The following is a 17,966-nucleotide window of genomic DNA, read 5'->3' on the forward strand; positions in this document are numbered from 1 at the left end:
TATTGATAGAAAGACTCAAAGTTAACACCTTGAGTCTTTTTTGTTTTGAGGTGTGGCATAGTCATCTTTAATATAAAAGACATCAATTGGTAGTAACGTGGTGCCCAATCTTTTAAAACTAAAACGATATGAAAAAAGAAATGGTGATACCGGCACTCTCCATGTTGATGCTGGTGACTTCTTGCGCGACCACGCCTGAAACACAAACCGTAGCAGACCGCCACGGCGTCATATCTATTGATCTGCCATCCCTTTGGCTAGATCAAACTGCAACCTATCTGCGAGAGCGGGATGAGGTTTCAAAGTTCGGCAAACTCAAAACAGATGCTGGTATCAGATTTCTTTTTTATTTGGTGGCGCAGAACAATGAGGCTCAATGCTCAATGCGAGAGCTCACATACAGCAATGGCGAAGTTGGCTACTACTGGAGTTTAGAAAACCTGGCCAGTGAGATCGCCAAAGTCAAAGATAAAGACTTGGAATCGAGTGGCATGAATGAATACTTGCAAATGGGTATCCCGGTACCGTTAGGTCGAAAAGGTCATTTCCTGTCAAAAACCAGTAAGACTGAAATTGTGTCGTCCAACCAACGCCAATTCCCGAACCAGAAGAGATTCGAAGCTCGGGATGGATGGGAAACGGTGAGAAACCATCCCTATCAGAATAAAAACGCTGTTGGTGTCAGTGCCATCAGCTGGACTGATGTGACCGAGTTCCCCATGAAAGAAGATAGGAAAAGAGTATTCTTTGTCTCCGAGTGCATTTCAACTGGTTTTCCTGAAACCGAAGCAAGACGCAAAGTGGAAGTGACGGCACTACTGCAAACTATCAAACTACTATACTGAGTGCATCATTTAATAAGGCAGGGTGCAGATCAGTATCGATTTACTTCAACGACATTCGACAGTAAGGGGCTGGACTCATGTCACTATCAGGATTTTTTATTCGGTTTGCCATCGTTTATGTAGGGGCGTTATTCACCATAGGCGTGATCGTGTCCCTCCTGGGGGCGAAATCGGTTTCTGCAGGTGGAACAGCGGCTCTTTTGGGAACCGTCATGGGGGTTTGCTATTGGTTCGCTGTTTCAAACAAACGATATTTCACCGCGCAGGAAAAAGTGAAGGCCATCCTAGGCATGACATTGATAGATATGGGTCTGCAAACACTGATTGCACTCATCGCGCTCTCCGCGAAAGTAGGAAAGGTTAATCTTGGCGCGCTAGGCGCTACTGTCCTTTTTATCGGCGTATTACATGCGCTGGTGATATGGATATTCGTCAGTTTCACTGGCAGGCGATATGCTAAAGAGCTCGCCGCTAAGACGGGTTGAGATGCGTCACATCTATCTGATCGTTCTTTTCATAGGTACTTTACTTGCCGGTTGCGATGATGAATTTTCTCCGTTAGTAGCGGTGGAAATCTCCGATCTGGGGATAAATAGCGCACTGCCTCAACCAAAGAAATGGAAGCTAAGCACAGGGCAGCTAAAACCATTAGAGCGCTGGCTTGGTGAGCACGACTCCGAGGGGGGTATGCTGCTGGTAACACCGCCTGTGCCATCGCTGGTGATGCTTCTGATTCACGTCAATGGCAGCCGCAGTACGCTAGGCTTGTTTTCTTCTGCCCAAGGGCGCTGGGAGAATGCAGTCATAGTAGGCTCCCTGAACAAATCGCGGATTAAGAGCATCTCCGCAGCTGAAAGAGAAATGTTGCTTCAGTTGGTGCAGGAGATCCCTGATTAAAAAGCGGCTCATATGCATATGCCTTGGGTCTTTTTGTTTGGCGTAGATATATAAAAAAGCCCTGCGATCGCAGGGCTTTTAATGTGAATTATCTGTTTGAAGCTATTTTTGAGTCTTGCGCCGATGAACTGCTATTCCAGCCAAACCAAGCAATAGCATGGCATAAGACTCAGGTTCTGGAACGGATGAAACCGGGTTCAGCAAGAACGCTTGTTGTTGGCCACCAACCCAGCCCCAGCCCACGATCTGGCCCAGGTCATTGATACCCCAGGCTGCCGCTAGAGAGGCTTTACCATACAGAGGGTCTTGTACGTCGATCAGCGTTTCCAGATTGATTGCAGTCAGGTTGTCTGACCAGATCACCGCTTTTGACAGGCTGTTGTAATTGGATGGGTCAACAAAGCTATAGCCGACGATCTGGCCCGCGTTGTTGATGTCTTTGGCAACACTTGCATCCGCACCACCGTTCAGGCTGCCAAGGTCTATGATCTGACCGTCACGCCACAAGGTGGCATGCATGGCAGTCAGAAAGCCATTGCTGCTTTGTCCGACCACATCTCCTGCGTTATTGATCCTCTCTGCAAAGCTGGCACTAAAGCCGGCAACTCTACCAAGATCCGTCACCGTACCATTGCTCCACAGCGTAGCATGCTGATATCCCAATTGATTGGTACTCAGACCAGCGACCTGGCCCAGGTCATTGATGCCGCTGGCAAAGCTACCGTTACTACCTGCCTGCAGGCCCGGTAGAAACTGTTTGTTGCCGTTAGTCCAGATGACGGCGCCTGATTGGCCATCATTACTATGATTAGTCCAGCCGGCAACGACGCCGTGATTGTTCACGTCCATTGCCTGTGCGGACGTCCCTGAACAACAAGTTTGGGTGACGAGTACAGATTCCTGGGCATTCTCCCATTGCATGGCGTTTTGACGGCTACCATCATGGTTCAACCCAACCACCACGCCGGCATTGTTGATCGCCCAGGCCGAAGACCCGCGTGAAGGTCCGCCCAGTGCGGAGATTTGGTTATTGTTCCAGATAGCTGCCATGCCGTTGCCACCTAATAACCAGCTGGAACCAACGATTTGCCCCTGGTTATTGATGTCTTGAGCAGCGCTGCCGCCGGTTTTGGTAAAAGCTTCAAGATACGATAGGCGATAAGTAGTTTGTGCTGCAAACACCGGATTGGTATTGATCACAGCTCCGGTCACTAAACTGGCTAGCAAAGCAAATTTGGCGAATTTAAAGTGGTGACGACTTCTCTTCATTTTTACTTCCTTAGTGAGGTCATATTATTTTTATTGAGATTTATTCTCAGCTGGATATTAGCAGATAATTGTGAATCTGATGTGCCTGGGGACTACTCTGTTGCGGCTATGTTAGCCCCGCAGCGCGGCCAGCATTGATAGAAAGGCACAAGCTTAAGGCTTGAGGTCTTTTTTGTTTATATTCTGTCAGAGAAAGCGCTTACCAAGTCTGTGAAACGAGGCATAGGTGACACCTGCAAAGAGGGCTTGCAGCACGGTAGCTGGTGGCCTGAGCTGGTGATTATTTACGATGGATTTTCTTCCACCAGGCCAAAAATCTGATGGTAGATGGCGGCAGTGATGTGGATAGCGAATAAAGGATAAATCATCACCGAGACCAGGTAGTGCAAGCCTAATACTGTTGCGTGCATGGGGTGGGCTGTCGCTAGCAATGCGGGTAATTCAAACACATCGAAAAAATGAAATGTCTCACCACTGGTGAGTAGCAGCAATATACCCAGGCAACATTGGGCAATGATGATGACGTAGATAGTTCTGTGCAGTGAAATAGCCAGCAGTTTTTGCCAGTTATGGATGCTGTAAGAGTGGATAGGGTTCGCATTCAGGTTTCGCCAAGTCAGTCTTGCTGCCATCAGCATGAACAGCAGGATACCTATGGAAGAGTGGCTGGAGATCAGCGCCAGCTTTTCCGGCCCGGGCGCCTGATCTGAAAACTGGCTAGCCACCACTATGATAGTCAATAACATCGCCACACTGCTCCAGTGCAATATCCTGGCGATCAAACCATATTGTGTTTTCGAGTTTTTAAGATCAATGCCCATAGTGAATATCTACCCCTATGCCAGCGCTTTTCACCAGAGACGATTTATTTGAGGGAGTATCTGAACACCTTGATCGCAGCCATGCCAAAACCAAAAGTAGTCAATGATAATGTGGTGTAGAGAAACAGGATATAAGGCAATGAATGTATCTTTGGGTCTATGGCCAGCACCAGGAAAGCGGTCGGGTTACCGATGGAACCCAATGCCATCGGCCAAATGACAAACTTCGGCAAAGTGATCTTGGATGCGTAAAAACCCAGCAACAGCATGGTCATCATCAAATAATCTAAATGCCCGGATAGAAGGTTCTCGGTGCTGGTAAACAGGTTGAGCATGTAAGGGATCTTCAGGCCCCGCGTCATCACCAGACACCATGCCAGCACCAACCCTATCAGTAAGGTGATACAAGCTGTACGCAGTAAAATGACATTGCCAGCATGTTTATCATCATTCATTTTTATTTCCCCTTGAAATCTGTCTTTTTAATTAACCGCGCTCATTGTTGATTCACCGCATTTGAGGCAGCCTGATTCAGCCTGGTCTGTCACAGCACGATGACTTGGTAGGTCAATGGGCAGACAGGTCTGTTCAGTTAGTGTATAAATTTTTCTCACATAATGCAAGCGGGTGTAGCTATTTTGTATGGCAACGCATCAACAGCCAACAGAGATCAATGCTTAGGAGCACGGCATTGTTCAGGCAACCCCCGCTGTTAAAGCTAGTTGCGAGGGGATTTTTTATAGCAAATAACAAGAAACTAATCATGAGAAATCAACAAAAACCAGCGCTATCAGATCACTACAGAAATATGATTGATGAAGCGTTGGTCGACTTATATGCAAAAGGAAGGCTGACCGATGTCACCTCAGAAACAATCAGGGAGATTTTTATCGAGCGTGGCGCAAGCCATAGCACCACCACGCTAGGTCTTGGCTGTTACTTCTCCAGCTTGTGCGTGCCGGTGCATTTGTCTTTGTAAGCAAGCAGGGTCTTATCAAAGGATTTTTTTCGTTGGTTGAAGTCACTGGTTTTGCTATTTAGCTGATCTAGCTGTTGTTTCAAACTTTCGAGATCGTCGTTGAATTTGTTCTGTTTGGTTTTTAGTTGCTGCGTCTTTGCTTTTAAGGCCGAAGAGTCAGCATTAAACTGAATGATATCTTTATTGAATTGCTCGACTTGCTGGTTGATCTTTTTGGCGGCCGCTGCATCGACTTTCTTGCTGGTTAAAGCCGATAGGTCCTGTTTTCTTTTAGAGAACTGGTCATTCAGTGTATTCATGGCTGAAATCTCAAGCTGCACCTCATTTGCTTCTTTCTCCAGCACCAGTCTGGCATTCTGGTTTTCTTCTACACTGGTTTCGGCTTTTGCCACTTCTTCGTTGATGCGTTTTGTTTCAAGTTGAACGCTGGCAAATTGCTGCCTGATCGCCGAGTCCGTGCTTATGCAATTCTCTATTTCTTCAAAAGTGATGGTGCTCATGTCTTTGGTATCTACACCCCAGACGTGGGCAATACCGGGCAGTCTGATGGTAGAGGGCTCAGGCACATCTTCGGCCACTGAATGAGGGCTGGTCATCAGGATGAAAACGCCAAAAGTGACAGACAGGGTACAGGCCAGTGTGCGATGCATTTTTGTTCTCGACCAAATTGATGACGGCATGATTGTAGTAAAGACCGCTAGCAATTTAAATCATTATTAGGCATTGCGCCATAGTCGTGGTATCACTGCTTATATTCATTGATTGAGGAAGCCCGGATGCTGGATCATATTTTCCTGACTGTCAGCGACACACAGCGCGCCATCGCATTTTATGAGCGCTTGCTGCCGGTATTGGGCATAGGCTTGCGCCACGACTATGATGGCAAAGACGGCCCGGCAGGGCACCCTGATCTGAAAGGCTTTGGTGCAAAAGGGCGCATGTTCTTCTGGCTCAGGCAGGGGCAGGCAGCTCCTGGCGCTGTGCACATAGGCCTGGTGGCAGATACTGAGCTCATGGTCAGGCAGGCTTATGCTGCTGCCATGGCCGCCGGCGCTGGCAGCCTGCACCCGCCAGGGCCACAACTGCATTACGACCCGCGCTATTACGCGGCGCAGGTGACTGATCTGGATGGCTACAGCCTTGAATTCGTTTATAAAAGCTGGCAGCACGGCGATCAGGCCGCCGAGTGATGCCAGCGCTTAAATAGCCAGCGGCTTGGCCTGGCGATACTGTACGTCATCCAGCGTGATATCCATACCGCCTAAACGTATGCCTAGCAGGTTGAGCAGCGGGTCCAGCAATACCTTGCCTATCTCTGCCAGTAGCGGGCTGACGATAGAGGAAAGTACAGTGTTGAGCAGGCCCAGATTCAATACACTCAATACAGTCACGGTCAGGGTGTTCGGTTGCCCCAGCGCATTTTCCAGGCTGCTGCCCAGCTGGCTGCTCACGGTTTGTGACAGGGGCAGATGATCCTTGAGCGGGTGGTCTACGCTGAAAGCGATTGTTTGCGGGCTGGGTGGTTGTAGCGGGAGGTTGAGTCCTATATCGGCAAGCGGGATATTCAGTAGTGTTGTGATCCTGGCCGGTTGCGTGCCGGCGATATTGGTCAGCGTCAGCGACGCAATGCCCGGGCTGGCGTCAATGACCACTTCGGTCTCACCATCACTGGTTTGAATGCTGCGCAGGCTGGCAGCGCCTTGCGCCACCTCTACGCCCAGAGCCAGGTCTATGCGCGCCAGCAAGGGGATATTGACCAGCACCGCGACCCGCGCCCTGATCTGTGCCGTGCGCGCTGCGGTGCAGAAAGCGCCGCCGCCGGCCGGCCCTATGGCCAGTTGCGGTGGTTCGGTGATAGTCACCAGGGCATTGATACTGGTGAGTGAAGGAATATTGATGGCCAGAGGCAGGGTGATGGCATTGTTGCCATTGGCGATCATGGCGGCAGTGGTGATGATGGATAAGACATTCAGCGCGACACCGGCAGCGGCATTGGCGTCAGGCGTGGTCACGGCGAGCACATCACCCAGCTTGAGCGGCACATTTTTCACCGTCATACTGGCGATGGTCTGTATGCCTGAGATCGCCTGCAGGTCTGCCACGCCGTTTTGTGCGGCAGCGCTGGCGACCAGGTCTAGCAGGTCGCCTATCTCCAGATTGGTATTCAGCAGCTCTTCCACCGTGCCAGCTTGCCCGGAAACCGCCAGGATATCGTGCAAGGTGACTGTGGTGGCGGCAATACCGCGGTAAGTCAGCGCGTCCAGGTTGAGCGGACCGCCCAGCATGCCGCCTAACAGCCCGTTCAGCAGCACGGATTGCTGGCTGGTCAGGCTGGTGGTGAAACTGCCCACGCCAAAAGTGGCCAATGGCGGGTCAGACATAGACACGGCTTCTGCATGCAAGGTGACTGTGCCGCCGAACAGGCCGCCGGCGATCAGGCTGCTGGGTACCTCTTTGGTCGCCCTGACATAGACAGCACCCGCACTGCCGTCGGCAGTGAACTGGCGTATGCCTTGTACGGTATCCAGCCTGCCTAGCAGCACCTGGTTGGGGCTGGCCGCGAGCTGGCCATCAAAGCCATTATTCAAGGCGGCCTGTTGCGCGATCTGTATCACAGCCTGCTGGCTGGCATTACAACCGAGATGGCGTGCAGTATGAATAGCCGACATATCGGCGATGGATTGCAGTTTTTTCTGTTGCATCCACAGGCGGCCGCTATCCACTACCAGCATAGTCAGCAGTAATGCCAGCAACAATACCAGGCCGCCAGCGAGACCGATGGCACCGCGCTGGTAACGGTAGTTAGCGAGCGGTGCGCATCTCATGCTCAAAGAACTCCGGGATCGGTTTTTCAAAGCTCTTGAGGTAGCGCGTATGTACTTTATCCATGACTTCGCCCGAGAATGGCTGTGCCTGGGCAGAGGCTGATTTTCCTGATCGTTGCAGTTCTAGCCATTGCTGCGTCGGTGATAAGGGGTATGGTGATGGCTGCTGTACGGCTGTGTTCTGACCTGGCACCTCGTCCGCCACGGCGGCAGAGAGGGAGAAGAGTCCACTTAGCATCAGGATGCAAATACGGTTCATGACGGCTCCTTTGGTGATGAGTTGGCCCGGTTATGGGTTGGCTTTGTTGCTGGCTTGCGTCATTTTTTTCAGTTGCTGCATCTCATCCTCTACCAGGCCGAACTGTCTGGCAAATGCATCCGCCCTGGCGATATCGCCTTGTTTGTAAAGCAGCAGCACCAGATTGTGGGCCGCCTGACGGTAATCTGGTGCCAGCTCAACCGCAGTGAGGAACTCATGCAAGGCGGGTTCACTCTGGCCGGCCTGCATCAGCACATAACCGTAATCATTGCGTATGGTATGTTCGGTTGGCAGCGCGTTGCTGGCAGCCTTGAGAAAGCGCAGTGCCTCAGTCAGATTGCCGCCCTGGCTGGCGATCAGCCCCAGGCCACGATAGGCATGCCCGGAAACGCAGCTATTGGTTAACTGTTCATAGATGCCCTGTGCCTGCGCTGCCCGCCCGGTCTGGCGCAGACCATGGGCACGCAGCAGTTCTGCGCGTTCACTTCTGACTTTGATGGCATCGAGGTGGGCCAGCGCAGCGTGTGGCTTGCCTTCTGCCAGCATCTGCTGGATCAGCGAAAGTCTGGTGGTTTCTTCAGGCGCAAGCTCTGCGCAGGCTTTGTCGGCAACCGTTTTGATAGTCGGTGCAGACTTGCTGTTGAACTCGGCGGCGGCATTGGGCAAACTCTGCAAGCACAGCCATGCGAACGTCATCATCAGTGCGGTTTTTCTCATAAGCCATTTACTCCTTTTAGTGCTTTGGATAAGCCCATAAATCCCGGCCCAGCCAGGAAGATCATCAGCGCCGGAAACAGGAACAGAATCATGATCACTGTCATCTTGGCGGAAAGTTTGCTCACATATTCACGCAGGTCAGATACCTGACGTTGTTCAACCAGGCTGGTGTATTCGACCAGAGAGTCACGGATATTGCCGCCATAGCGTGTCACCTGTTTCAGCATGGCTATGGTGTCGTTCAGTTCCATGACTTCCAGTGGCGTGGCCATTTCATTCAGCGCATCGGCGCGGTCCTGCCCGGCCTGTATGCGTTTGATCACCAGCTGCAATTCAGCGGCCAGGTTGGGCAGCAGCGCCTGGCCCTGCTGTTCTATCACTAACAAAATGTGTTCCATAGACAGGCCTGCTTCAAACAGCATGCGCAGCAGGTGCAAAAACGGGATCACCTCTTTGCGGATAGCGGCACGCCGTGCCTGTGCTTTCCAGCGTAGCAAGCGACGCACCAGGACAAAGCTGGCGGCAAACGCGAACAGCAAGTGGAACAGCACATTGATAAAACTATCCTGGTTGGCGATCGCATAAGCGGCCGCCAGTGTGCCTAACAGCAGCGGTAGCACCCAGGCAGTGAGCAGGAAGGTGAGTTTTGCCTTGGCCCCGGGCCAACCGGCCTGGATCAGCAGGCGCTGCATCTCTTCCATTTCGCTGCGCGAGACTTTTTCCAGCACCTCGTGCAGTATCTCTTCAAAATCCAGTGGCCCCAGCCGTGCGGAAATATGGATACCTTCCTGCTGCAAAGCCTCACGAAAACGCCGTTGTATATAGCGGGGATGGCTGCCTTTCTGGGCGCCGTATAGCAGCAGCCCTGCCGCCAGCAGCATCAGTAGGATAGAGATCGGCCATAACAGACTCATGCCTACACGCTCCGCAGCATGCGCCAAAGAATAAATGCGCCCACGCCTTGCAAGCCTAATGCGGTGGTCAGCAGGGTCTTGCCGGTGTCATCGTCCAGCAGCATGTTCAGGTAGTTGGGGTTCATCACCATGATGTAGAGCGCGATGGCGATAGGGGTCATGCCCAGCACCCAGGCCGACATCCTGGTCTCGCCGGTCATGGCGGCCAGTTCGCGGCGCGCCAGTTCTTGCTGGCGTACCATTTTGACCACGCTGTCCAGCATGTCACGCGGGCTGCCGCCATACTGGTTGCTGATGCGCATGGACAAGGCGATCAGGTTGAGTTCACGCAGATTATGCAGTTTGGCTGCCTCGGTCAGGTTTTCCACCATATCGGCGCCAAGATCTGCGGCACGGGTGACGCGGTCCACGATATAGCGCAAGGGTGGCAGTGATTCGCTAGAGGCGAAACGGATGGCACTTTCCAGGCTGCGGCCAGTACTCAGGCTGCGTAACAGCTGGTCGATAAACAGCGGGATCTGGGCGATGGTTTGTGCCTGGCGCCTACGCAAGCGGCTGTATGGCAGCAAGAAACCAAAGATGAACAGGCTGGTGCCGGCTATGAGTATCGCGCCGGTCAGGCCATAGATCAGCCAGCCTACCAGTGCCAGCAGCAGCAATGCCAGCGGGATAAAGAATGCATGTTTCTTTTGCAGTTCAAAGCCGATATAAATAGAAGCGCGGGTGATGAACTGGTGCCAGCGCGTCTGCTGCGCACCCGGAGCGACGCCGGCAACGGTAGTGCCATCAGGCAATACTTCTCTGAAATGGCGTATCATGCGCTCACGTATGCGCGCCTGTTTGCTGTGCCTGAACATCCAGATGGCCATGAATAGCATCGCCACCGGCAGCAGGATAAATGACATCGCCAGCATATTCATCACTGCCTCCTGAACGGTAAGTTCTGCAGTTTACGGTTGCACGGCCGCACGCCGGGGTGCGCAAAACTGCCACTGGCAGCGTCATAGGCATACAGCTCATTCAGTACAAAATGGCCATCGCGTACGCCCGCGATTTCGGTGATAGACACCACTTTGCGTTGCCCGTTCGGCATGCGGGCGATCTGCACCACCAGCTCTATCGCGGCAGTGATCATTTTACGCAGCGTACCTTCGGTACCCTGGAATTTGGCCAGGCCTGCCAGCATCTCAAAGCGCAGCATGGCGTCTTCCGGGGTGTTGGCGTGCACGGTACTCATACATCCATCATGGCCGGTATTCATGGCCTGCAACACATCCATCACTTCTTCACCACGCACCTCGCCGAGCACGATACGGTCCGGCCGCATGCGCAGGGAGTTCTTCACCAGCTCGCGCGCCGTGATCTCGCCATTGCCATCAATATTCGAAGGCCGGGTCTCCAGCCTGACTACGTGTTCGTGCTCAAGTTGCAGTTCAGCGGCATCTTCTATGGTGACTATACGTTCATTCGGCGGGATAAACCGGCTCAACACATTCAATAAAGTCGTTTTGCCAGCACCAGTACCACCGCTCACGATCAGGTTGCAGCGACGCTCAACTGCTGCCGTGAGAAAGGTCAGCATTTCTTCATCCAGGGTGGCGTATTGCAGCAGATCAGCAGACAGCAAAGGTTGCTTGCGGAATTTACGGATAGACAGGCAGGGGCCATCCAGTGCCAGCGGCGGGATGATGGCATTGACGCGGCTGCCATCCGGCAGTCTGGCATCCACCATGGGGCTGGCTTCATCGATGCGGCGCCCCAGATGGGCGAGGATGCGGCGTATCACGCGTAACACATGCTCATCATCGATAAAACGCAGGTTGGTGGTTTCCAGCCTGCCATCGCGTTCGATAAATATCTTTTTCGGGCCGTTGACCAGGATGTCGTTAATACGGTCGTCCTTGATCAGGCTTTCCAGCGGGCCATAACCGGCCAGCTCATCGACCACTTCTTCCACCAGGTTGTCCAGGTCATAACCGCTGATAGGCAGATGGCGGTCGGCGACATAGGCAATGACTTTCTCGCGCACATAGTCTGCGATGTCTTCGCGTGCCAGATCCAGCAAGCCCAGATGGTCACGCTCTATCTCTGCGATCAGGTGCTGGTGCAATTGAAATTTCAGTTCCTGAAAGTCTTGTGCCTGTTTCAGGCCATAATCGAATCCACCCAGCTGAAAGTTCATCATGCTGCCTTTACGATTTATCATACGCAGGGATGAGTGAGGAAATCAGCTTGTGTAGCAGGCCAGGTTGCTTTTCTGCCGGCCCGGCCTGGCCATCCAGCAGTTTTTCGGCCAGTTTGCGCACGCTGATGCTATAGGGGTCGTTAGCCGATAACTCAAACATGCTTGCACCCGAGTTCATCGTGGCCAGCCGCGCCATGCCTGAGGATGACAGGGTGGAAAGCAAGGGCAGGCCGAACGACTGCGCGATACTCTCGGCATCCGGCGGCATTTTGGAAAGATAGCGATCTACCACCACACCAGTGTTCGCCAGCGAGACTTTCTCTTCGCGCAGGTGCTTGACCAGCTGCATGTTCTGGCGGCAACTGGGCACACTTTGCTCTACCAGCAGCACGATCTGGTCTACATTCGCCAGCAGCAACAGCAGGAAATCGGAGTCGACCATGCCGCCAAGGTTGAGCACTATCCTGGAAAAGTGCCTGCGCAAGCTGCGTAACAGCACGCAGACGTCGGCGGCGGTGAACTGGGCGCCTGTCCACGAATCTTCAGGCATGGAAAGTACGGTCAGGCCACTCTTGTGGCGGCCGAAACCGGTCTGTATCAGGGTTGAATCGATACGCCGCAAACTGCGGATAGCATCAATAAAACTGTAGGAAGAAGTCAGCCCGAGATAGAGCATGGCGTCGCCATGCGGCACACCCAGGTCTAGCAGCAGGGTGGGTTCAGTCTCCTGGATGGCAAGCGCCAGGTGCAGTGCCAGCATGGGCGAGTCACTGCCAGGGCGGGCGCTGATCACCGAAGTGATCTTGCCATTCTGGTCATTCTGGCTGGCCTGCAGACTGCCATCGCGCGGGATCAGGCGTTTGACTTCTGCCACCACTTCGCTGGCACGGCTACCGCTTTTGATAAAGTTGCGTGCGCCCAGACGTATCACCGTCAACAGCAGGTTCTGGTCAAAAGTATCTGCCACCACTATCACTGGCAGGAAAGGCTTGGCCGCGATGATGCCCTCTATCAGCAAGGCTTCCTGCCGGTAGTCGGCCGGGTTCAGCTGCACAAAAATGATGGAGGCGCCGATCGCATCCGCCAGTTGCACCACGCGCTCGGTAGTAGGTGAGTCAGCCGGGATCAGGTCGCCCTCATCCCTGAGCGATTGACCTAACCACTGCAGGCACTCGTGGCTGTGGGTAATGGCAATAAAGCAGTTGCGTTCGCTCATGGGTTACCTCGAAAAGCCGGTGGCAGGGATGCCGGTATCCGGCTTGGGACCTTTTTGGAAAAACAGGTCACTGTAACTGGGGTTGTAAGCACGCAGGTTACCGCCAGGCATGGCCGGCAAGGCGGCGTCTTTGGCGATAGGCCGCACCAGATGAGGGGTGACTATCATCAGTAATTCTTTATCCTCACGGTCAAAGCGGGTAGAGCGGAAGAACGCGCCTATGATGGGCAAGTTACCCAGGCCAGGGATCTTGTCCACGTTTTGCAGCGTGTTGCGGCTGACCAGCCCGCTGATGACAAAACTCTCGCCATCACCCAGCGAGACACTGGTATCGGTTCTGCGCACACGCAGGCCAGGTACTGAGACCCCGCCGCTTTGCACCGCGTTGGTAAAGTCGATCTCGCTGACCTCGGGTGACACTTTCAGATAGATACGGTTGCTATCCAGCACGGTTGGTGTCAGCATCAGGCGCACGCCATATTCTTTATAGCGTATGGTCACCGTGCTATCGCCACCGGCCCCGGCGCGTATAGGCACCGGGTATTCACCGCCGGCCAGAAAACTGGCACTCTGGCCGGAAAGTGCCGTCAGGCTGGGTTCTGCCAGCGTGTAGGCAAAGCCGTTCTGTTCCAGGATGCTCAAGGTGCCCAGCAAGCCGCGGCCGGCATTGCCCGCCACAAAGTTGAAGGCGCTGGACGCCGGGAAGAACCCGGAGGCACTTTCCAGCGTAAAGCCATTACCCTCGGCGCGTATACCGCTGAGGTTGCCGGGAGAGCCTATCGCCAGGGTGGAGTTACCGCTGTTCTTACCGAGGAAGAACCCGGCCCGCATCATATTCTGCCGACTGACTTCTACCACCTTGATATCGATCTGCACCTGGTTGCTGAAGCTGTTAACGGTGGCATCGATAGGGGCAGGTTTAGGGTCTATCGCCTGCGTGGCCAGTGCGTGTTCTTCCAGCGAATCCACTTCGCCCGAGATCGCCACCTGGTTACCGGCGGGTTGTACTTTGATCGATCTGGAAAACTGCAGACGCTGCTTTTCGAGGTCGGTGTTCACGCTGACCGCGACTTTGAGCTGTTTGGCCGGCGCTGCCGCTTTTTCGCTTTCCCAGATAGCGATCTCGGTCACGCCTGCCTGTTTGCCGGTGATCAGGATATTGCGCGAAGTGAGCATGCTGATGCTCAGCATTTCCGGGTTGCCTACCGCCACCCGCTTGACCGGTTTGGCATGCACATACACCTGCTGGTCACCTATGGACAGCTGCAAGGCATTGTCCTGTGCTGCCTGCGCCACCAGGGCCAGGCTAAGCAGTGAAGTGCAGATATATTTAAACGCTGACATGATCAACCTTTGCTTTGCATGATTACCTGGCCACATGGATGACCTCTGTTTTTTCACCGCGATGCACGATCACACGCTCCTGTTTAGAGCTGGCGGAGGCAGCAGGTTTTTTCACAATCACCTGGCTGCTGGCAACCGCTTGTGACGGTGCTGCCTGCTTGGATGCAGCAGGCTGGGAAACATCAGCCAGGCGGATAAACTGGTTATCTGCCACAGCGGCGTTGCTGTTAGCAGGCAATGCCTCACCTCGCAAAGCCAGACGCAAACTGCCTGTGCTATCTGCCAGCATCAGTTTTGCCATCTCTGCTGCGGGTACCGCCAGGATGGCAGAACGACTGTCTTTGCCATTTTTTTCGGATCTGTTGCTGCTGCCCAGTTTGGCAGGCGCGGCCGGTGTCAGTGGCTCGGCCTGGGCAGATTCACTTTCGGCGGTGAGTGCACCATAGGCCAGCACTTTCACATTGCTGAGCACCACCTGGGCAGAGCTGACTTCGCCGGTTTCGCGCTCCTGGCGCAGATACAGTAATACATCGACATGGTCGCCAGGCTTGATGAAACCGCCTACCCCGACCACTTCGTTGACCTTGATGGCAACAGCACGCTCATGGGCTGCCAGTGCCTGGCCCAGCTCGCTGATAACAGGAAAATGCGCGGCATTGAATGGCGCACCTTTAACGATAGGCGCAGCCATGGCCTTGCCCAGCAGCGCCTGTGGGTCGCTGAAAGCATGTTTGTCGAACTGGGGGCTGGTGGCCGTCTCCAGGTCTTCTGCGACCAGCACATGGCCTGCCGCAAGCGTGTTTTTCGCGATCACCTGGGTATAACTGGGCACCACTACTGCCAGGCTGGCGGTCGGTTTTTTCTGGCTCAGCTTATAGCCGACGAAAGCTGTCACAATCGCAGCGATCACCATCAAGGTTGCCAATACACGCAAAAATGTACTGTTCACTATGCTTAATCCTCTAGTTAAACTTAAACATGAACTTAAACTTTAAAGTTCTATCACTGCTTTGCCAGCCAGGTCGGCAGGCACTTTGGGAATCTGGCCTATGATGGGCAATGTCAGCATGGGGATCAGCGGGTCAGCAGCATAGCCGCTATACACCACGCTGACAGTCAGCTGGTTGCCACTCATGCTCAGTTGTACCCGGCTGTTACCCGCGCCCAGTACTTTGTCCCTGGGTTTTGCCGGCAACCAGTTCAGCGCATCCCCCACCACACTGCGCACTTTGGGGTCTACACCACTGCTGAGGTAAGCCAGGTTATTGGCAAATGCCAGGCGATCTACTGCAATGGCGGCGCGTGCGCCTTCTTCTGCCGCATGAGCAAAAGCCGATTGCATCAGCATCACCATGGCATAGTTGACCATGGCGTAAAACAGCGCAAAAAACAGCATGAACAGCAGCATGAACTCTATGGCGACTGCGCCTTTTTCTGGCTGCGAACGGCCAGCTTTTCTTAGGCTGGCCATCATCTGCTTACTCCTATCGCCACCAGCAATCCCACACTCAGGGCGGCGCCAAACGGCAGCCACCGTCGGCGGGTGGCAGGCAGTGTGCGCAAGCGGCTCAACAATAAGTAAGCCACACCAGCGATCAACGCCAGCAAGGCGGCGATGACAAAGGCAAACAACGTGAAATAACTGCCGCTGACCAGCGCGATCGCCAGCAATAATTTGACATCGCCAGCGCCCAGCAGGCGTGCTGCATAAGCGGGTAAAGTCAAAAGCAGGGCGACGGCTGCAGCCAGCAGGGCAGAATGCATGCTGGCATTGAGCAGTGTATGGCCGGTGACCAGCAAGCAGACCATGGCGATCAGGCACATACCCAGACTCAATAGATTGGGGATGCGCCTGGCGTGCATGTCTGTCAGGATGACACCCAGGCACCAGGCAATTACGATCGTTTCTGCGATAGTCATACTATGCATGCTGTATTTGATCGCCACTGTTATAGCCACTATGGCTGGCGATGACTCAGGCGCTTAAATAGCCAGCGCTGTAGTGATTTGATCGAAGATATCTTTAATCGCCAGATTGATGGGCGTGACAAAGTTGATCAGGGCAATGGCGACCATGGCTGCGATCAATGCATACTCAATGGCGCTGGCACCTTCTTCGTCAGAAATGAAGTTTACAAAAGCTGTTTTGATAGAATTTAACATCTGGATTCCCCGAGAAATTAATAAACGGGGTACGGTTAAATACCCCCATTCATGACACATTGAAAAGAGTCAGTACTCGAGAGGTACTTTCAGTGGTAAGTCAAAGTGCATCCCTAGGAAAGCGACACCTTGTTACTCTTTTCTATCCGAGCTGATATTGCTCTACATGTAATTAGCAACTTGTGTGCCATGAATGTTAATTTTCGTGAAATAACATATAACTATTTGATTTTATTATAGTTTGTTTAAATTTTAACAAACATACAGCGCAACAATTTCTATCACTGATTCACATATTTTGTCTAAAAGCTGACAAATTATGACAATGGCATGCCATTTTGGTGAAATGTGGAGATGAATTTAAAGGAATTGTTACTTTGCGTTAGCCACTACCTGCCATTCGGCGCGGTTGCGACCATTCTCTTTGGCACGATACAGGCATTTATCGGCTTGCTCGACAAAATGCTGCATATCGTCGTGCATGCTAGGCATAATGGTGGCTATGCCCATAGAGATAGTGACGATCTCATGCGGGGATTGTGCATGCGGCATCGCCAGTTTGCGTATGGCATTGAGCATGTTCTCGCTGATGTTCTGTGCCTCGTTCAGCGAGGTGTGAAACAGCACCACGGCAAACTCCTCGCCGCCATAACGGGTGACTGAATCGCCAGCGCGACGCGCGCAACCGTCCAGCGCCTGTGCCACCTGGCGCAAGCAGTCATCGCCGGCCTGGTGACCATAGCTATCATTGAATTTCTTGAAAAAATCCACATCCACCATCATCAGTGACAGCGGGACTTTAGAGCGCGAAGCCTGCGCCCAATGGTTGGCAAAATTGACATCAAAGCTGCGACGGTTACCGATGCCAGTCAGTTTGTCTTCCCACGACGCCTGCTCTGAGGCCACTTGTTTCAGCAATACATCGATCAAGATCTTGCGCACCTCGCTGGCCGATGCCCACAAGGTGGCGCCCACCACCACCAGCATGACCATGACCATATGCAAGGTCTCAAAATCAAGGAAAGGCGTCGCCAGCAGCAAAGGCACATACACCCCGGCAGCAAAGGCGAAAAAGATAGGCAGGAACACCACCAGCCGTGGCAGCGCGACGATCACACCTATGAGCATGATGATCAGAATGGCGGCTTTGCTTGGCCTGCTCAACAAGGGTAATGCGATGGCGAGCGCACCCCAGCCCAGGCCGGCGATGGCCGCGGCCATGACATGGCGGTTGATGCGCGCCAGTTCGGCGCTGACATTGGCAGAAGCAAAATCCAGGCGCCCCAGCCACCAGTGCCAGGCATGGGCCACCAGCAACCACGCATACCATGCGCAGCCATAAATAAAGCCTATATCCCAGGCCAGCATGGCAGCAGCAATAAAGCCGCTGAACAAAACGATCAGCTTGTTGCTGTTTTTACCCCGGTAGACATGACGTAACTCTTCGCAGGCCAGCGCATGCGGATCGAATTCCAGGTTCTTGATGACGTTTCCTTTTGTTATTTTGGTCAAAATCCAATCCTGTTCTCATA

The 17,966-nt window shown here is 53.3% G+C and carries 22 protein-coding genes; 5 read left to right on the forward strand and 17 right to left on the reverse strand.

Annotation, left to right across the window (positions count from 1 at the left end):
* Window positions 1–128: 128 nt before the first annotated feature.
* From ACT6RZ_RS00795 to ACT6RZ_RS00805, 3 genes are all read left to right on the forward strand, one after another.
* A complete protein-coding gene (locus tag ACT6RZ_RS00795; protein ID WP_444700286.1) occupies window positions 129–845 on the forward strand; it encodes a hypothetical protein in 717 nt (238 codons plus the stop codon).
* Between the two features lie 77 nt (window positions 846–922).
* On the forward strand, window positions 923–1,330 hold the full coding sequence (locus ACT6RZ_RS00800; RefSeq protein ID WP_444700287.1) for an ABZJ_00895 family protein: 408 nt from the start codon (window positions 923–925) through the stop codon (window positions 1,328–1,330).
* Between the two features lies 1 nt (window position 1,331).
* Window positions 1,332–1,742, forward strand: a complete 411-nt coding sequence (locus ACT6RZ_RS00805) for a hypothetical protein (protein WP_444700288.1) — start codon at window positions 1,332–1,334, stop codon at window positions 1,740–1,742.
* A gap of 102 nt (window positions 1,743–1,844) precedes the next feature.
* Here the strand turns inward: ACT6RZ_RS00805 and ACT6RZ_RS00810 are convergent, their stop codons facing one another.
* The 3 genes from ACT6RZ_RS00810 to ACT6RZ_RS00820 all read right to left on the reverse strand — a co-directional run bounded on the left by ACT6RZ_RS00810 (window position 1,845) and on the right by ACT6RZ_RS00820 (window position 4,287).
* Window positions 1,845–3,011: a PEP-CTERM sorting domain-containing protein gene (locus ACT6RZ_RS00810; RefSeq protein ID WP_444700289.1), complete on the reverse strand. Its 1,167-nt coding sequence runs from the start codon at window positions 3,009–3,011 to the stop codon at window positions 1,845–1,847.
* 284 nt (window positions 3,012–3,295) lie between these two features.
* Window positions 3,296–3,832 (reverse strand): cytochrome b, encoded by a 537-nt coding sequence (locus ACT6RZ_RS00815; protein WP_444700290.1) that lies wholly within the window; start codon window positions 3,830–3,832, stop codon window positions 3,296–3,298.
* A gap of 44 nt (window positions 3,833–3,876) precedes the next feature.
* Entirely contained in the window at window positions 3,877–4,287 is a 411-nt protein-coding gene (locus ACT6RZ_RS00820; RefSeq protein WP_444700291.1) for a hypothetical protein, read from the reverse strand.
* A gap of 308 nt (window positions 4,288–4,595) precedes the next feature.
* On the opposite strand from ACT6RZ_RS00820, the gene ACT6RZ_RS00825 reads away from it, so the two are divergent.
* A complete protein-coding gene (locus ACT6RZ_RS00825) occupies window positions 4,596–4,811 on the forward strand; it encodes a hypothetical protein (protein ID WP_444700292.1) in 216 nt (71 codons plus the stop codon).
* On the opposite strand, the gene ACT6RZ_RS00830 is transcribed toward ACT6RZ_RS00825, so the two are convergent.
* A complete protein-coding gene (locus ACT6RZ_RS00830; protein WP_444700293.1) occupies window positions 4,769–5,461 on the reverse strand; it encodes a hypothetical protein in 693 nt (230 codons plus the stop codon). The two genes, ACT6RZ_RS00825 and ACT6RZ_RS00830, sit on opposite strands and share 43 nt — an antisense overlap.
* A 126-nt stretch (window positions 5,462–5,587) precedes the next feature.
* Here ACT6RZ_RS00830 and ACT6RZ_RS00835 point away from each other — a divergent pair, with 126 nt between their 5' ends.
* Window positions 5,588–6,001, forward strand: coding sequence for a VOC family protein (locus tag ACT6RZ_RS00835; RefSeq protein ID WP_444700294.1), 414 nt, complete (start codon window positions 5,588–5,590; stop codon window positions 5,999–6,001).
* Between the two features lie 9 nt (window positions 6,002–6,010).
* Here the strand turns inward: ACT6RZ_RS00835 and ACT6RZ_RS00840 are convergent, their stop codons facing one another.
* From ACT6RZ_RS00840 to ACT6RZ_RS00900, 13 genes are all read right to left on the reverse strand, one after another.
* Window positions 6,011–7,636, reverse strand: coding sequence for a TadG family pilus assembly protein (locus ACT6RZ_RS00840; protein ID WP_444700295.1), 1,626 nt, complete (start codon window positions 7,634–7,636; stop codon window positions 6,011–6,013).
* A complete protein-coding gene (locus ACT6RZ_RS00845) occupies window positions 7,614–7,895 on the reverse strand; it encodes a DUF3613 domain-containing protein (RefSeq protein ID WP_444700296.1) in 282 nt (93 codons plus the stop codon). Before ACT6RZ_RS00845 ends, ACT6RZ_RS00840 begins: the two co-directional genes overlap by 23 nt.
* A 30-nt stretch (window positions 7,896–7,925) precedes the next feature.
* Window positions 7,926–8,612, reverse strand: coding sequence for a hypothetical protein (locus ACT6RZ_RS00850; RefSeq protein WP_444700297.1), 687 nt, complete (start codon window positions 8,610–8,612; stop codon window positions 7,926–7,928).
* On the reverse strand, window positions 8,609–9,526 hold the full coding sequence (locus ACT6RZ_RS00855) for a type II secretion system F family protein (RefSeq protein ID WP_444700298.1): 918 nt from the start codon (window positions 9,524–9,526) through the stop codon (window positions 8,609–8,611). Before ACT6RZ_RS00855 ends, ACT6RZ_RS00850 begins: the two co-directional genes overlap by 4 nt.
* Window positions 9,527–9,528: 2 nt before the next feature.
* Window positions 9,529–10,446 carry a type II secretion system F family protein gene (locus ACT6RZ_RS00860; protein WP_444700299.1) on the reverse strand — a complete coding sequence of 306 codons (918 nt, stop codon included), beginning with the start codon at window positions 10,444–10,446 and terminating at the stop codon, window positions 9,529–9,531.
* Window positions 10,446–11,708, reverse strand: coding sequence for a CpaF family protein (locus ACT6RZ_RS00865; protein ID WP_444700300.1), 1,263 nt, complete (start codon window positions 11,706–11,708; stop codon window positions 10,446–10,448). Before ACT6RZ_RS00865 ends, ACT6RZ_RS00860 begins: the two co-directional genes overlap by 1 nt.
* Window positions 11,709–11,718: 10 nt before the next feature.
* The gene (locus ACT6RZ_RS00870; RefSeq protein WP_444700301.1) at window positions 11,719–12,927 is read right to left on the reverse strand and encodes an AAA family ATPase; all 1,209 of its coding nucleotides are present in this window, start codon (window positions 12,925–12,927) and stop codon (window positions 11,719–11,721) included.
* 3 nt (window positions 12,928–12,930) lie between these two features.
* On the reverse strand, window positions 12,931–14,271 hold the full coding sequence (locus ACT6RZ_RS00875; RefSeq protein WP_444700302.1) for a type II and III secretion system protein family protein: 1,341 nt from the start codon (window positions 14,269–14,271) through the stop codon (window positions 12,931–12,933).
* A 22-nt stretch (window positions 14,272–14,293) separates the two neighbouring features.
* Complete coding sequence (cpaB, locus tag ACT6RZ_RS00880; protein ID WP_444700303.1) at window positions 14,294–15,220, reverse strand: Flp pilus assembly protein CpaB; 927 nt, start codon at window positions 15,218–15,220, stop codon at window positions 14,294–14,296.
* A gap of 42 nt (window positions 15,221–15,262) precedes the next feature.
* Window positions 15,263–15,745 carry a TadE/TadG family type IV pilus assembly protein gene (locus tag ACT6RZ_RS00885; protein WP_444700304.1) on the reverse strand — a complete coding sequence of 161 codons (483 nt, stop codon included), beginning with the start codon at window positions 15,743–15,745 and terminating at the stop codon, window positions 15,263–15,265.
* Entirely contained in the window at window positions 15,742–16,191 is a 450-nt protein-coding gene (locus ACT6RZ_RS00890) for a prepilin peptidase (protein WP_444700305.1), read from the reverse strand. Before ACT6RZ_RS00890 ends, ACT6RZ_RS00885 begins: the two co-directional genes overlap by 4 nt.
* A 63-nt stretch (window positions 16,192–16,254) precedes the next feature.
* Window positions 16,255–16,434: a Flp family type IVb pilin gene (locus ACT6RZ_RS00895; RefSeq protein ID WP_444700306.1), complete on the reverse strand. Its 180-nt coding sequence runs from the start codon at window positions 16,432–16,434 to the stop codon at window positions 16,255–16,257.
* A 372-nt stretch (window positions 16,435–16,806) separates the two neighbouring features.
* Window positions 16,807–17,946 carry a diguanylate cyclase domain-containing protein gene (locus ACT6RZ_RS00900; protein ID WP_444700307.1) on the reverse strand — a complete coding sequence of 380 codons (1,140 nt, stop codon included), beginning with the start codon at window positions 17,944–17,946 and terminating at the stop codon, window positions 16,807–16,809.
* Window positions 17,947–17,966: the final 20 nt, after the last annotated feature.

The organism is Methylophilus sp., assembly GCF_052437885.1.
In the GTDB taxonomy this organism is placed as follows: Bacteria; Pseudomonadota; Gammaproteobacteria; order Burkholderiales; family Methylophilaceae; genus Methylophilus.

What these genes read in the sequence shown, in the direction of transcription:
- ACT6RZ_RS00795 (WP_444700286.1), top strand. Translation starts at nt 129, where the DNA reads ATGAAAAAAGAAATGGTGATACCGGCACTCTCCATGTTGATGCTGGTG.
- ACT6RZ_RS00800 (WP_444700287.1), top strand. Translation starts at nt 923, where the DNA reads ATGTCACTATCAGGATTTTTTATTCGGTTTGCCATCGTTTATGTAGGG.
- ACT6RZ_RS00805 (WP_444700288.1), top strand. Translation starts at nt 1,332, where the DNA reads ATGCGTCACATCTATCTGATCGTTCTTTTCATAGGTACTTTACTTGCC.
- ACT6RZ_RS00810 (WP_444700289.1), bottom strand. Translation starts at nt 3,011, where the DNA reads ATGAAGAGAAGTCGTCACCACTTTAAATTCGCCAAATTTGCTTTGCTA.
- ACT6RZ_RS00815 (WP_444700290.1), bottom strand. Translation starts at nt 3,832, where the DNA reads ATGGGCATTGATCTTAAAAACTCGAAAACACAATATGGTTTGATCGCC.
- ACT6RZ_RS00820 (WP_444700291.1), bottom strand. Translation starts at nt 4,287, where the DNA reads ATGAATGATGATAAACATGCTGGCAATGTCATTTTACTGCGTACAGCT.
- ACT6RZ_RS00825 (WP_444700292.1), top strand. Translation starts at nt 4,596, where the DNA reads ATGAGAAATCAACAAAAACCAGCGCTATCAGATCACTACAGAAATATG.
- ACT6RZ_RS00830 (WP_444700293.1), bottom strand. Translation starts at nt 5,461, where the DNA reads ATGCATCGCACACTGGCCTGTACCCTGTCTGTCACTTTTGGCGTTTTC.
- ACT6RZ_RS00835 (WP_444700294.1), top strand. Translation starts at nt 5,588, where the DNA reads ATGCTGGATCATATTTTCCTGACTGTCAGCGACACACAGCGCGCCATC.
- ACT6RZ_RS00840 (WP_444700295.1), bottom strand. Translation starts at nt 7,636, where the DNA reads ATGAGATGCGCACCGCTCGCTAACTACCGTTACCAGCGCGGTGCCATC.
- ACT6RZ_RS00845 (WP_444700296.1), bottom strand. Translation starts at nt 7,895, where the DNA reads ATGAACCGTATTTGCATCCTGATGCTAAGTGGACTCTTCTCCCTCTCT.
- ACT6RZ_RS00850 (WP_444700297.1), bottom strand. Translation starts at nt 8,612, where the DNA reads ATGAGAAAAACCGCACTGATGATGACGTTCGCATGGCTGTGCTTGCAG.
- ACT6RZ_RS00855 (WP_444700298.1), bottom strand. Translation starts at nt 9,526, where the DNA reads ATGAGTCTGTTATGGCCGATCTCTATCCTACTGATGCTGCTGGCGGCA.
- ACT6RZ_RS00860 (WP_444700299.1), bottom strand. Translation starts at nt 10,446, where the DNA reads ATGAATATGCTGGCGATGTCATTTATCCTGCTGCCGGTGGCGATGCTA.
- ACT6RZ_RS00865 (WP_444700300.1), bottom strand. Translation starts at nt 11,708, where the DNA reads ATGAACTTTCAGCTGGGTGGATTCGATTATGGCCTGAAACAGGCACAA.
- ACT6RZ_RS00870 (WP_444700301.1), bottom strand. Translation starts at nt 12,927, where the DNA reads ATGAGCGAACGCAACTGCTTTATTGCCATTACCCACAGCCACGAGTGC.
- ACT6RZ_RS00875 (WP_444700302.1), bottom strand. Translation starts at nt 14,271, where the DNA reads ATGTCAGCGTTTAAATATATCTGCACTTCACTGCTTAGCCTGGCCCTG.
- ACT6RZ_RS00885 (WP_444700304.1), bottom strand. Translation starts at nt 15,745, where the DNA reads ATGATGGCCAGCCTAAGAAAAGCTGGCCGTTCGCAGCCAGAAAAAGGC.
- ACT6RZ_RS00890 (WP_444700305.1), bottom strand. Translation starts at nt 16,191, where the DNA reads ATGACTATCGCAGAAACGATCGTAATTGCCTGGTGCCTGGGTGTCATC.
- ACT6RZ_RS00895 (WP_444700306.1), bottom strand. Translation starts at nt 16,434, where the DNA reads ATGTTAAATTCTATCAAAACAGCTTTTGTAAACTTCATTTCTGACGAA.